This is a genomic window from Sphingobacterium sp. Lzh-3, from assembly GCF_046764375.1.
Taxonomy (GTDB): domain Bacteria; phylum Bacteroidota; class Bacteroidia; order Sphingobacteriales; family Sphingobacteriaceae; genus Sphingobacterium.
In genome coordinates this window covers 546,652-560,011 of sequence record NZ_CP177226.1, presented here as the reverse complement: position 1 = coordinate 560,011, position 13,360 = coordinate 546,652, and the positions used below count along the sequence as shown (strand labels likewise).

The window sequence follows — 13,360 nt, the reverse complement described above, 5'->3', positions numbered from 1 at the left end:
AAATTACCGACTACCATCTTCCACCGGCACCACCCCCACCAGAAGATCCGCCACCAAAGCTTCCACCGCCACCACTACTACTAGATCCTCCGCCAGAGCTACTCGATGTTGAGCGCACTTTAACTGGAGTCGAGTGTTCACCATGAGATACCCGATGTCCACAATTCTTACACAAGTCAAAGCGTTCCTCTAATCCCTGCGAACTATAAGTTGCTGCACGTATCGTCTTGGTACGTCCAGTTTCAAACGTTCTATAATGACATGCAGGACATTCACTGAACCCAACATTCTCGTCCCAGGGAACCAGCTTTGTTTCATTGTTCACCTGATCTATCCAGATTTCGTACGAACGGCTACCGATTTTTTCCTCCAAAAGCTGCCCCTTATCCAGGTACGCACTTTCACGGGTAGATACATCGTCCTTATTCATGCGCAACCAGCGACCAGATTGATCCGGCGGAATCAATCGAAGTTCATTCTTCCGAATACGCTTGTTTAACCCAATGAGATCAAATAGTGCCAATGGACTCAGTAATAGCGGAACCAAACCCCAGACACGAAATTTACGTAGGGCCTTTTGAATATTTTCCTCATCCTGATAGGAATTAACAATTTGCGTGCGGCTTGCATTGTATTTCATGGCCAGGGTAATACTACCAAAAACAACTATAAAATAAGGTAGATTTTTCCACTGATAGACCTCCTCAAAATTATTGAGGGCAAATGCACAGATAAACACCGAGATAAACATTAATATCCCCATACAGCCGCATCCACTGACTAAAGGCGGAAAATATTTACTTTTTTTGGTCAACTTTCCTTTGATCGCTCGCGTCACCTCGCCCAACCAGATATAACAGATCGCAAATAAACCTAAAACCAATAGTGAATTTCGCAGGATAGGACTTTTAAAGCTCCAGACCGGCGTTGCCTCTGGCATCAAGCGTTCCAGCTCAGCCTTACTATCCGGTGAGGTAAGTATTGTCTTAATAAATTCTGCAGCCTCCGTAACACCGCGGTCGTAATCTTCATTCCTAAAATTGGGTACGAGATATTTTTCGCCAATACGTTTTAAATAGGCATCGGGCAAAATACTTTCCATACCATACCCTGTAATAAAACGGTATTCATGCCGGTCTTTAGCAATAAACAACAAAAGCCCATTGTTACTTTCCTTCTTACCGATACCCCAGGTATTGAATAATTTTAAGGCAAATTCGAAATCACTGTCACCAACATAATCATTCACGACAACGATGGCAAATTCACCTTTTGTAGCAGCCTCAATCTGCGTCGATAAGCCATCTAATTCGGCCACTGTACCCGAGGATAGAATCCCATCCGGATTGGAGACAAAATAATCCTGTCCCTTTAATTTGGGGCTTGGCAAATTGTCGACGGTATAGGCGATAAATTGCCCGAAAGCTGACAGCCCAGGGAGGCAGCTTCCTACCCAAATCAATAAAAAAATAGAAAAACGATGTAATCTCTGCATAGTTTTAGAACAACAAAATTTGGCTCATTGTCACGATATTAAGAAAAAAAAATCAAACAAAGGTTTTCATCAAAAAAAAGCCCATAATCAAGCGATTATGGGCCTATATAATTCAATATTCGTTTAACACGCGCTGTCCTATTAATGTGTCCTAGCAATATGAAACTTTCCCATTCGCTGTCAATGACCAAGCCAGTGTAAAATCAAGACACCGATCAATCCAATAACAGAAACGAGCGTTTCCATCACCGTCCATGAGCGAAACGTATCCTTTATGCTCACTCCAAAATAAGATTTAAACATCCAAAACCCCGGATCGTTGACGTGTGAGAACATGAGACTACCCGCTCCCGTCGCTAGCACCATTAATTCAGGAGTAACCTCTCCTGCCTGCACAATGGGAAGCATAATGCCCGCTGCCGTGAGCCCAGCAACACTAGCCGAACCGATAACTAGGCGAATGATACCGGCTATTAACCATGCAAGCACAAGAGGCGACAAACTCAGGTCTGCGGTTATATCAGCGATGTAGTTCGCTACACCACTATCTACCAAAATTTGCTTGAAAGCGCCTGATGCTGCAATAATAAAAAGGATCATCATTATCCCTCGGATTGCTTCTTCCACACTTGCTGACTGCTCCCGTAAACTTTTGCCTTGGCGGATACCCATTGTGTACATCGCGATTAGCGATGCAATCATTAAAGCCACCACCGGGTCACCCAGGAAACGTAGTGCCTTCAGCCAGGAGGAGCCTTCTGGAAATATTAGATGGGAAAATGAACCAAAAGCAATTAAAATTATTGGAAAAAGCCCCGTAAATATACTAATTGCAAATCCGGGAAGCTCTTTTCGATCTGCTTGATTGTGTTCAGGAAAAAACTCCGTGGGTGGGTTGGTCGGAATACGCTTAAGCATCCTGCCAAAGAGCGGTCCACCGATAATTATGGCAGGAATTGCCACAACAATGCCATACACCATTGTTAAACCTATATCCGCTTTGTAGGTAAGCGCTATGGCCGTAGCTCCCGGATGTGGAGGCAAATAACCGTGTGTCACGGAGAGCGCTGCCAGCAACGGAATGGCTATGTAAAGCAAGGGCATTTTATTGGATGCACATACCATGAAAACGAATGGTACTAAGACGATAAAACCGACATTGTAGAATAAGGGAATACCTACTAAAAAGCCCGTGAGAACCATAGCCCAAGGTAAGTTCTTTTTGCCAAATACAGCAGTTAGCACCGTTGTAATCTTTTCTGCAGCACCACCCTCCGCCATCAATTTCCCCAGTAGAGACCCGAAAGCCAACAATAGTGCCAACTGGCCCATAGTTGTACTCACTCCAGTTTCAACAGATTTAAGGATATCGACGGCACTCATATTCATCGCAAAACCGACCGCAACCGAGGTTATCAGTAATGAAAAGATCGTGTTTAACCTGACGACAGTGACTAAAAGAAGTAGTAAAGCTACTCCCAAAATAACGATGATTAGAGGCATAATAATTTATATCTAGTTAAAACTCACCTTCCAATAAATGGTACAGGCGTTCAAATTTTTGGAAGTTTCTAATATATACAGCGTGATTCTCCGCACTCGGTTTATAACAGTGCTCGGTATCTTGCTTTCCTTCCGTTTGTTTGATTTTTATTGTAGGACCACCTCCATGTATGCCCAAGGCTTCCAAGCCTATCAATGCTGCTCCCCATGCAGAGCTTTCTACTGTATTTTTGGTAAATACAGGTTTATTGAAGATGTCTGCAAGCATCTGCACCAACAACGATGAACGCGCTAAGCCGCCGCTTGCAAAGATCGTATGAATGGGACCGGTGTTCTCCTCTAATGCGAGTCCTACACTGTAAATTGCAAACAACATCCCTTCCATCATGGCACGTGCAAAGTGCGCCCTGCCGTGATGCAACTGTATTCCAAAATAAACGCCTTTTGCATTGGAATTCCAATGTGGTGCCCGTTCACCAGTTAGATAGGGCAAGAATATCAAGCCCTCCGCCCCGGGAACGACGGAGTCGACCAAAGCATTTAACGACGTAGAAGGATCTCCATCTGCTTCCATTTGGGTAATTTCGCACAAAAAGTTGTCTCGAAACCAGTTGCGTAATACACCGCCATTGTTAACCGCACCACCAATTATATATTCATTTGGTCTCAGCAGGTATGTAAATAGTCTTTGTTTTTTCTCTTGATTTGCCTGCGAACTTGCTACGCGAATAGCCCCACTGGTACCGATTGTTACCGAAGCCACTCCGGGACTTATAGCCCCTACCCCGAGATTAGCCAAACAACCATCGCTACCACCTATAACAAAAGGGGTATCTTCAGGGATCTGCATCAAGGCCGCAATTTTTGGGCTAGGCATATTTAAAATATAATCGACCGGAACTGGAGATGCTAGTTGCTCTTCCGATATACCTGCCAAGCTTAACGCCTGATCAGACCATGTTAGGCGATTTATGTCGAAAAGCCCTGTTGCAGATGCGATGGAATGATCGACCACGTAAACTCCAAAGAGCCGGTAAAAAAGAAATTCTTTGATACCGATAAACTTGTGCGACTGCGCAAATAATTTTTGATCGTTGGACTTTATCCACATTAATTTGCAAAGCAAAGACATGGGATGTATTGGTGTACCCGTCTGCTGATAAAGCAGCCTGCCTACCTCACTTGCCTCCAAGGCAACCGCAATATGCTCACTTCTTCGATCTGCCCATATAATGCAGTTGCTAAGTGGCTGTCCCGCCGAGTCAACAGCGATTAGTCCGTGCATAGCACTGCTCACCGAAATACATACGGGTTTCGGTATCTCAGTACGAGATTGCCTTAAGCTAATCATTACATACCGAATAGACTCAATACATGCTGCATAAACAATCTCCGGATCTTGCTCGTACCAGCCTTCCGACGGGTTTAATATAGGATAAGATATACTATGCTGCGACAAGATGTTACCTTCGTAGTCAAATGCAACAGCTTTCGCAGATGATGTCCCAATGTCTAATCCAATGATCATAAATAAAATTGATGTTTAGGAGAACTCAATATACGGATTATCTGTTAGTTTACAACTAAAGGCTCAATACCAGCGAAGTAATTCGAGCGAGAGAAGCGCCATATACCGATCTGCTGATAATTGTCTTTCGTAATATCAACATAAATGGTAAATTTCAACTTAGAAAAACGGTATTAAACGATGAGTATAGATAAAAAGAATAACTACGATTTTGGAATAGTTGGACTCGGCGTAGCGGTATTGATCGGGAAGGTATCTTTCACACACTTTGGGATTAAGGAAAAAAAGCTTGAGGATTCGATTCATCTTAATTTAAAATGCAAAAAAGCGGCTTTTATATCAAAAAGCCGCTTTTTATAACTAAGCCCCTATCGGGTTTTACAGTACGTTTATTTAGATGCTAACGTTCAATATCCTTTAAGCTACTCATCTTCTTGTATTCCAAGAAACCTTTAATGTCTTCAAAATGCTCCCGTACGCGTTTATTTCCGAATTCAAAGACTTTCTCTGCCAAACCATCCAAAAAGTCACGGTCGTGTGAAACAAGGATCAGCGTACCATCGAAATCTTTCAAAGCATCTTTGATAATGTCCTTTGTCTTCATGTCCAAATGGTTTGTCGGCTCATCGAGAATCAATACATTTACCGGTTCCAACAACAATTTTATCATTGCCAGACGTGTTCTTTCTCCTCCGGACAGCACTTTCACCTTTTTAGTTGTATCGTCGCCACTAAACATAAAGGCTCCTAAAAGATCTTTCATTTTAACACGCACTTCACCTACAGCAATTTGATCAATGGTATCAAAAACGGTCATCTCTCCATCAAGCAATGCGGCCTGATTTTGTGCAAAGTAACCAATTTTTGCATTGTGCCCTACTTTCAGCGTGCCTTCGAAATCGATTTCCCCCATAATTGCTTTGATCATGGTCGATTTACCCTCACCGTTTTTCCCGACAAAAGCGACCTTTTCACCACGTTCGATGACCATATTTGCTTTTTGAAATACGACGTGTTCATCATAAACCTTGGTTAGATCCTCAACGATAACAGGATATTGACCTGAGCGCGGGGATGGTGGGAATTTAAGACGCAGTGCGGAAGTATCTACCTCGTCGATCTCAATGATTTCCAATTTCTCCAACATCTTAACACGCGATTGCACCTGCAATGTTTTAGAATAGGTACCTCTGAAACGATCGATAAACTCCTGATTGTCCGCAATAAAGCGTTGCTGCTCTTCGTACGCTTTTAGCTGATGCTGGCGACGCTCCTGACGTAATTCCAAGTAATGACTATACTTGGCACGATAATCATAAATCCTTCCCATCGTCACCTCGATGGTCCGATTGGTGATATTGTCGACAAATGCTCTGTCGTGCGAAATAACGATAACTGCTTTAGCCGAATTGACGAGGAAATCTTCCAGCCATTGGATACTCTCGATATCCATGTGGTTGGTTGGCTCATCCAATAGAATCAAATCCGGCTTTTTCAATAATATTTTAGCTAATTCGATACGCATCCGCCAACCACCGGAAAACTCAGAAGTCTGTCTTGTAAAATCCGAACGCTCAAAACCGAGCCCCTTCAGGACCTTTTCAACTTCTGCATCATAGTTAACTTCCTCAATCGAATAGAACTTTTCACTTAATTCAGATACGCGTTCGATCAATTGCATATAATCGTCAGACTCATAGTCTGTTCGGATATTTAATTGCTCATTCAGGTTTTCCAACTCATCACGCATACCATAGACTTCTTCGAAAGCCTTTGATGTTTCTTCAAAAACAGTCACGTTATCCTCTGTTAACAAATGTTGCGGTAAATAGGCTATAATCGCATCTTTCGGACCAGCAACATTACCTGTAGTAGGTTTCCCCACTCCAGCGATAATTTTCAGTAAGGTGGATTTACCAGCACCATTTTTACCCATCAATGCGATCTTATCATTCTCATTGATGGAGAAAGATACATCTGAAAAAAGAGTTGTTCCCCCAAAGGAAACAGAAATATTATTTACGTCAATCACTGTATATACACTTAATTTTGGCACAAAGATAAGCGAATCAATCTTATAAATAGACAATGGTGCATTTTTGTGTATCTTTGCCCCATGCGTTTTGATATTATTACGGTCTTACCTGACCTCTTGGAAAGTCCATTTGCACACTCTATTTTGCAACGAGCAAAGAACAAAGGCTTGGCTGAAATATATGTCCACAATTTGAGAGACTATTCAACAAATAAACACAAAAGTGTCGATGATTATCCGTACGGGGGCGGATCGGGCATGGTCCTTCAAATAGAACCCTTTGCCAAGTGTATAGAGCAATTGCAAGCTGAACGGGAATACGATGAGATCATTTACATGACTCCCGACGGTGAAACATTCAATCAGGATATTGCGAATGGCTTATCTACAAAAGGAAATATGATGATTCTCTGTGGGCATTACAAAGGAATAGATCAACGTATCCGTGATATTTATGTAACAAAAGAGATCTCAGTCGGTGATTATGTACTGTCCGGAGGTGAGCTTCCAGCGGCGATTGTTACAGATGCTGTTATCCGTCTGATTCCCGGAGTTTTGTCGGATGAGACATCCGCGCTTTCAGATTCTTTTCAGGATGGATTATTAGATGCGCCTATCTATACACGCCCTGCAGACTGGAAAGGCCACAAAGTGCCTGATATTCTCCTTAGTGGTCATGAGGCAAAAATCGCTGCATGGAAAGATGAACAACAGTTAAAAAGAACGCAAGAAAGACGTCCTGATTTATTAAATGATTAAGAAATAAGGTGAATTTTTGTTTTTTTGTCACAAAAAGTTTGCTTATTTATTTTTTTTTATAAATTTGTGTAATAATGACACGAAGATATACAAATACAAATTGGTGGTGGCCTGAAGCAATAAGCATCGGGAACTAATTGGTATTGTCATAATATTTCATAATCAACCAAAACCATTTATGGAAATTCCAACCCCGATGCTGACCAGTATCGGGGTTTTTTTATGCATAGTTTACAACAAGAAGATAAGACACAAAAAATGAAGTATACATTCAAAACACAAACCAGAAAGTTGCTTGCGGATACAACGACACCCGTGAGCATCTATCTTCGCCTAAGAGATATCTTTCCAAACTCCTTGTTACTGGAAAGCTCCGACTACCATAGTCGCGACAACAACATCAGTTACATCTGTTGTCAACCAATTGCCGGAATCCAGCTCGATGAGAAAGAGCTGACGCTCACTTATCCGGGTAGAGAACGTATCGTAAAAAATGCGCACGAAATCGAATTACGTCAAGAAGTTTCCGATTTTAGAAATTCCTTCGAAGATCATACAATTGCTGAACTTAACTTGATCTCCAATGGCCTATTTGGTTACTTCACCTTCGATTGTATTGAACACTTTGAGGACATCAAACTAACAACAACGGTAGATCCGGCACGGAAAATACCGTTTATGCAATATCATGTTTACAAATATGTCATTGCCATCGACCACTTCCGTAATCAACTCTATATTTTTGAACATCTGCTGGATGACGAAGAATCAGAGCTTGAAAGAATGCAGTTCCTTATTCAGAACAAAAACTTTCCTGAATATACCTTCAAACTTGCTGGCGAGGAAAGCTCCAATCGTACCGATGAAGAACACCGTCAGCTGGTTAAGAAGATGAAAGAGCATATCCAACGTGGTGATGTATTCCAGATCGTTCCATCCAGAGGCTTTAAGACACCGTTCTCCGGTGATGAATTCAATGTCTATCGTGCGCTCCGCTCCATCAACCCTTCGCCCTATCTTTTCTATTTTGATTATGGTGACTTTAAACTTTTCGGATCATCGCCTGAGGCTCAACTGCGTATCCACGGGAAACAAGCGACGATTTTCCCTATTGCAGGAACATTTAAACGGACAGGTAACATGGAGGAAGATCAAAAGATAGCCACCAAGCTCAAAGAAGACCCAAAAGAGACTTCCGAACATGTTATGCTCGTCGATCTTGCCCGCAATGACTTAAGTAGACATTGCACCCAAGTTAAAGTTGAGTCCTACATGGAACCACAATATTACTCGCATATTATCCACTTGGTCTCCAAAGTAACGGGCACCTTAAAAGATAATATCAACCCATTTGACATCGTAGGTGATACTTATCCAGCAGGTACGCTTTCAGGAGCTCCAAAACATATGGCGTTGACATTGATTGATCGTTACGAAGGATTACAACGCTCATTTTATTCGGGTGCAATCGGATTCATGGGTTTTAACGGAGACTTTAATCATGCCATTATGATTCGTTCCTTCCTAAGTAAACAAAACACCTTACATTATCAGGCCGGTGGCGGTATCGTATTAGATTCAGACCCCGAAATGGAGCTACAAGAAGTAAATAACAAAATTGCTGCGCTACGAAAAGCATTACAATTAGCAGAAACATTATGATCAGACCATTGGAATACTGTGTCAACAAGCAACATATCCATGATTCGGTAGACACCATTGACAACCGCATCGTTGAGCTATTGGCATTACGAAAAACCTATATCGGCAAAGGCAAGTCCTTCGAGGATGAGCAAAACGAAGAGCAGAATATCATTCGGAACCTGGACAGTAATTATGTCCTACTGGCAAAAAGATTTCATTTGCCAATCGAATTTATTCAGTCCATATTCCAGGAAATTGAAAATTATATTAATCAAGATTTTATAGCAAAAGGTTATGAGCAACAATAAAATAGTCGTTATAGACAACTACGATTCGTTCACCTACAACTTGGTCCATTTGTTACAGGAATTAGATCAAGAATATGTTGTATGGAGAAATGATAAATTTAAACTGGAAGATATTGATGCTTTCGATAAAATACTTCTTTCGCCAGGTCCAGGTATTCCAGAAGAAGCTGGATTATTACTTGATGTTATCCGTACCTACGCTCCACATAAAAGTATATTAGGTATTTGCTTAGGCCAACAGGCTATTGCAGAAGTCTTTGGTGGTACACTATTCAATATGGAAAAACCTTTGCATGGCGTAGCAACAAATATTACTGTTGTGGATGAGTCAGAGAAATTGTTTCGGGACTTCCCAAAAGATTCCAAAATTGGACGCTACCATTCTTGGGCTGTAAACAAAGACACTCTACCAGCTAGCCTAAAGGTAACAGCGATCGACGAGAATGGCATCATTATGGCCTTAACCCATACCGAATACGATGTAAGGGGAATGCAGTTCCACCCAGAGTCGGTATTGACCACAAATGGTAAAAAATTAATTGAAAACTGGTTGGGAATCTAACATCTAAAAAAATGACTATACTTGATAAAATCATTGAACGAAAAAAAATAGAAGTAGAAAAAGCAAAAGCTTTAGTTCCTTTTGAGGAACTATTAAACTATCCCTATTTCAGTGTGGCTTGTCTATCGTTGAGAGAATCTATTCTTGATCCTGAAAAAACAGGAATTATAGCGGAATACAAAAGGGCATCGCCATCAAAAGGAGACATCAATAGTACTTCAGCAGTGGAAGATGTTGTAAAGGCATACGAGGAGGCAGGTGCTTCGGCAGTCTCGGTTCTTACTGATGGCGAATTTTTCAAAGGCAATTTAGAAGATCTATCGAAAGCACGTGAGGCTATTAGCATTCCTATCTTAAGAAAAGAATTCATCGTGGATAAATATCAGATCACCGAAGCGAAAGCTTATGGAGCAGATATCATCCTTTTAATTGCAGCATGTCTGAAAAAGGAGGAAATACAGGAATTTGCAGCCTATGCACACCAATTGGGTTTAAATGTTTTACTTGAAGTGCACAACGAACAGGAACTGTTGGATAATCTTTTCGATGACATTGATGCAATTGGTGTCAATAATAGAAACCTTAAAGATTTTTCAGTCGACATTCAGCATTCTTATGATCTCCTGAACAAAATACCAACAGAATATATTAAAGTATCTGAGAGCGGTATATCTGATCCTTCGACAATTAAAGCCTTAAAAAAAGCTGGATTCCAAGGATTTTTAATTGGTGAAAATTTCATGAAGACAGCCGATCCTGGACAAGCTATCAAAGAATTTGTAAAAGAAATATAAGGAAATCAAACCCTGACGATAGGAAGACTATACTTTCACATAACTATGAATTTAGTGGGGTTGGCGATTCGAACGGTCAACGTTCGACAGGATTTGTAGAGATCAAAAATCGGCTCTAAACTCGTGACAGTTAGCTAACTTTATACTAATGCCAAATTTTGTACCTTTGTAAAAAATTATCGAAGATGTCGGTCAAGATTGGTGAAAATATTGATTTGGGTAAATTCCCATTGTTATTAGCTCCGATGGAGGATGTAAGTGATCCTCCGTTTCGCTATGTGTGCAAACAGAATGGTGTTGATTTAATGTATACTGAATTTATTTCTTCGGAAGGCTTAATTCGGGATGCTGCAAAGTCAATTCAAAAACTAGATATTTTTGAATATGAACGTCCTATTGGCATTCAGATCTTCGGTGGAGATATTGAAAGTATGCGTCAGTCTGCTGAGATCTGCACAAAAGCAGGGCCTAATTTAATCGACATCAATTACGGCTGTCCAGTTAAAAAAGTAGTCTGTAAAGGAGCTGGTTCATCCTTACTACAGGACATCGATAAAATGGTTGCAATGACAAAAGCTGTCGTTGAGGCTACGGATTTACCCGTAACGGTGAAAACACGTCTTGGCTGGGATGACAACACAAAAAATGTATACGAAGTTGCCGAAAGGTTACAAGATGTGGGGATCAAAGCACTTGCTATTCATGGACGTACGCGCGCGCAGCTGTATAAAGGTCAGGCGGACTGGTCTATGATTCGTGATATCAAACGCAATCCGCGCATCAAGATTCCAATTTTTGGCAATGGCGATGTAGACTCTGTCGAAAAAGCTGCGGCATGGCGGCAGGAGTTTGAAGTGGATGGCATTATGATTGGCCGTGCAGCAATCGGATACCCCTGGATCTTTAGAGAAATAAAACATTTTTTCAATACTGGTGAGCGTTTAGAAGGACCAACTATTGCCGAACGTGTCGAGGTTTGCAGAACTCATCTGAACAAATCCATTGAATGGAAAGGTGACAAATTGGGTATTTTTGAAATGCGCAGGCATTATGCGAATTACTTCAAAGGAATCCCTAACTTTAAAGAACACCGAATGAAGTTGGTCAGCTTACAAAGCCAAGCTGAGATTCTTGAGGTACTTCATGAAATTGAACACAATTTCTCAACAGAAATGGTATAATCCTGAAGTCCACAATTTATAAGGAAAAAGGTCGTGCTAAGTTAACATTAGCACGACCTTTTTTCTGTTAAGCATCTTTATTTACGAATCGCTTGAGCTGATTTCGTTCCATCAAAAATACACCTCCAATGTAAGCAACTAAAAGCCCATTACCAACGAAGACATTATGATTAAACACAAAGTAAGAAAGGTAGGAGAAACATATTCCCGCGAATATATACATCAGGATCTTGCCCAATTTATAAGGTATAGGATAATGTTTTTGCCCCCATACATAAGATAGCACAACCATAGAAAAGTAGGCCAGAAATGTGACTATTGATGCGCCCACATAACTGTATCTTGGGATCAGATAATAATTTGCAACGATGGTAATTCCTGCGCCTACCAATGAAATATACAAAGCGTAACGTGTTTGGTCAGAAAGCTTATACCAGACCGAAAGATTCATATAGATTCCCAACAGCACATAATTGAATAGTAATAGCGGAACGATGAAAAGTCCAGACCAATATAAGTCACGAGTTTCCACATTTCCTTTAATAAAATACTTCAGCCAGTCAATATTAGCTGTAATCCCCAGCATAACTAACATCATGGCAATTACGAAATATTCCATAATCAACGCATAGGTCTTCTTTGCATTAGCATTTTTTGCATAAGAAAAGAAAAATGGTTCGGCGCCCAATCGAAAAGCCTGAACAAAAATGCTCAGAAACATTGCTAATTTCCCAACGGCCCCATAGATCCCCAGATCGCGATCACCAATATCCTTAGGCAGGTAGATTGGCAACACAATTTTATCTAAATTTTCGTTGATGATATAAGAAATATTAGCTACTAAAATCGGAAAGCTATACGATAGCATCTTTAAGATTAGCTGCTTTTCCGGTTTAAAATAGAAACCCCTCATTTCAGGAAGGAGCAATAGAAAGGTTGCTGCACTTGCCACAATATTAGAAATAAATACATAACCTATCCATTCATTTCTATACCAACCGGAACACCAAGTACCCAAAGTACCACCATCTTTTATCAGATAGGGAACTAGCGCAATAAAGAATAGGTTAAGAAGAACCATAATACCGATGTTGGCCAATTTGATAGTACCAAATCGAATAGGCCTTCCCTCCGATCTCAATTTCGCAAAAGGAACAATAGCTAATGCATCCAATGCCAATATGAGGGCGAAATATTTTACATAACTCTCGTAATCGGCATTGTAAGTTCCCTTATTCAACCAACTACCAATGGTGCCCGCAAAGACAATGGCCGTTATAAAAAATAATGTAGCCAAAAAGGCAATGACGATAAAACTATTATTGAAAACCTGCTTTTTATCCTTTTCTTCGACTTTTTGGAGAAACCTAAAAAAAGTAGTTTCCATACCAAATGCCAAAACAGCATTGATCATGGATGCCCAGGCGTACATGTTGGTAAATATTCCGTAAGAAGCAGGTGGGTATTTGAGGACATACAATGGCGTCATGACGAAATACAGCATACGGGCTATAATCGTACTCAGTCCATAAATCATGGTCTGTCCGGCGA

General features: G+C 40.9%; 12 protein-coding genes. 7 read left to right on the top strand and 5 right to left on the bottom strand.

Annotated features, from left to right (window positions below):
• Window positions 1–10: 10 nt before the first annotated feature.
• From ACLCDV_RS02190 to ACLCDV_RS02180, 3 genes are all read right to left on the bottom strand, one after another.
• On the bottom strand, window positions 11–1,495 hold the full coding sequence (locus ACLCDV_RS02190) for a TPM domain-containing protein (protein ID WP_411972823.1): 1,485 nt from the start codon (window positions 1,493–1,495) through the stop codon (window positions 11–13).
• A 180-nt stretch (window positions 1,496–1,675) separates the two neighbouring features.
• On the bottom strand, window positions 1,676–2,998 hold the full coding sequence (locus ACLCDV_RS02185) for a gluconate:H+ symporter (protein ID WP_411972822.1): 1,323 nt from the start codon (window positions 2,996–2,998) through the stop codon (window positions 1,676–1,678).
• A gap of 16 nt (window positions 2,999–3,014) precedes the next feature.
• Complete coding sequence (locus ACLCDV_RS02180; protein WP_411972821.1) at window positions 3,015–4,526, bottom strand: gluconokinase; 1,512 nt, start codon at window positions 4,524–4,526, stop codon at window positions 3,015–3,017.
• 180 nt (window positions 4,527–4,706) lie between these two features.
• On the opposite strand from ACLCDV_RS02180, the gene ACLCDV_RS02175 reads away from it, so the two are divergent.
• A complete protein-coding gene (locus ACLCDV_RS02175) occupies window positions 4,707–4,886 on the top strand; it encodes a hypothetical protein (protein ID WP_343568525.1) in 180 nt (59 codons plus the stop codon).
• A 40-nt stretch (window positions 4,887–4,926) separates the two neighbouring features.
• Here the strand turns inward: ACLCDV_RS02175 and ACLCDV_RS02170 are convergent, their stop codons facing one another.
• The gene (locus tag ACLCDV_RS02170; protein ID WP_075994613.1) at window positions 4,927–6,558 is read right to left on the bottom strand and encodes an ABC-F family ATP-binding cassette domain-containing protein; all 1,632 of its coding nucleotides are present in this window, start codon (window positions 6,556–6,558) and stop codon (window positions 4,927–4,929) included.
• A gap of 84 nt (window positions 6,559–6,642) precedes the next feature.
• Here ACLCDV_RS02170 and trmD point away from each other — a divergent pair, with 84 nt between their 5' ends.
• The 6 genes from trmD to dusB all read left to right on the top strand — a co-directional run bounded on the left by trmD (window position 6,643) and on the right by dusB (window position 11,809).
• Window positions 6,643–7,320, top strand: a complete 678-nt coding sequence (gene trmD, locus ACLCDV_RS02165) for a tRNA (guanosine(37)-N1)-methyltransferase TrmD (protein WP_088160046.1) — start codon at window positions 6,643–6,645, stop codon at window positions 7,318–7,320.
• Between the two features lie 258 nt (window positions 7,321–7,578).
• Entirely contained in the window at window positions 7,579–8,982 is a 1,404-nt protein-coding gene (locus ACLCDV_RS02160) for an anthranilate synthase component I family protein (RefSeq protein ID WP_336835476.1), read from the top strand.
• Entirely contained in the window at window positions 8,979–9,272 is a 294-nt protein-coding gene (locus ACLCDV_RS02155; RefSeq protein WP_075990830.1) for a chorismate mutase, read from the top strand. Before ACLCDV_RS02160 ends, ACLCDV_RS02155 begins: the two co-directional genes overlap by 4 nt.
• Complete coding sequence (locus ACLCDV_RS02150) at window positions 9,259–9,834, top strand: anthranilate synthase component II (protein ID WP_070561612.1); 576 nt, start codon at window positions 9,259–9,261, stop codon at window positions 9,832–9,834. Before ACLCDV_RS02155 ends, ACLCDV_RS02150 begins: the two co-directional genes overlap by 14 nt.
• 11 nt (window positions 9,835–9,845) lie before the next feature.
• Window positions 9,846–10,628: an indole-3-glycerol phosphate synthase TrpC gene (gene trpC / locus ACLCDV_RS02145; protein WP_411972820.1), complete on the top strand. Its 783-nt coding sequence runs from the start codon at window positions 9,846–9,848 to the stop codon at window positions 10,626–10,628.
• Window positions 10,629–10,813: 185 nt separating this feature from the next.
• On the top strand, window positions 10,814–11,809 hold the full coding sequence (gene dusB, locus ACLCDV_RS02140) for a tRNA dihydrouridine synthase DusB (protein ID WP_317668611.1): 996 nt from the start codon (window positions 10,814–10,816) through the stop codon (window positions 11,807–11,809).
• Window positions 11,810–11,876: 67 nt separating this feature from the next.
• On the opposite strand, the gene ACLCDV_RS02135 is transcribed toward dusB, so the two are convergent.
• Window positions 11,877–13,346, bottom strand: coding sequence for a lipopolysaccharide biosynthesis protein (locus tag ACLCDV_RS02135; RefSeq protein ID WP_411973923.1), 1,470 nt, complete (start codon window positions 13,344–13,346; stop codon window positions 11,877–11,879).
• Window positions 13,347–13,360 lie beyond the last annotated feature (14 nt).

What these genes read in the sequence shown, in the direction of transcription:
- ACLCDV_RS02160 (WP_336835476.1), top strand. Translation starts at nt 7,579, where the DNA reads ATGAAGTATACATTCAAAACACAAACCAGAAAGTTGCTTGCGGATACA.
- dusB (WP_317668611.1), top strand. Translation starts at nt 10,814, where the DNA reads ATGTCGGTCAAGATTGGTGAAAATATTGATTTGGGTAAATTCCCATTG.
- ACLCDV_RS02175 (WP_343568525.1), top strand. Translation starts at nt 4,707, where the DNA reads ATGAGTATAGATAAAAAGAATAACTACGATTTTGGAATAGTTGGACTC.
- trpC (WP_411972820.1), top strand. Translation starts at nt 9,846, where the DNA reads ATGACTATACTTGATAAAATCATTGAACGAAAAAAAATAGAAGTAGAA.
- ACLCDV_RS02180 (WP_411972821.1), bottom strand. Translation starts at nt 4,526, where the DNA reads ATGATCATTGGATTAGACATTGGGACATCATCTGCGAAAGCTGTTGCA.
- ACLCDV_RS02135 (WP_411973923.1), bottom strand. Translation starts at nt 13,346, where the DNA reads ATGATTTATGGACTGAGTACGATTATAGCCCGTATGCTGTATTTCGTC.
- trmD (WP_088160046.1), top strand. Translation starts at nt 6,643, where the DNA reads ATGCGTTTTGATATTATTACGGTCTTACCTGACCTCTTGGAAAGTCCA.
- ACLCDV_RS02150 (WP_070561612.1), top strand. Translation starts at nt 9,259, where the DNA reads ATGAGCAACAATAAAATAGTCGTTATAGACAACTACGATTCGTTCACC.
- ACLCDV_RS02185 (WP_411972822.1), bottom strand. Translation starts at nt 2,998, where the DNA reads ATGCCTCTAATCATCGTTATTTTGGGAGTAGCTTTACTACTTCTTTTA.
- ACLCDV_RS02190 (WP_411972823.1), bottom strand. Translation starts at nt 1,495, where the DNA reads ATGCAGAGATTACATCGTTTTTCTATTTTTTTATTGATTTGGGTAGGA.
- ACLCDV_RS02155 (WP_075990830.1), top strand. Translation starts at nt 8,979, where the DNA reads ATGATCAGACCATTGGAATACTGTGTCAACAAGCAACATATCCATGAT.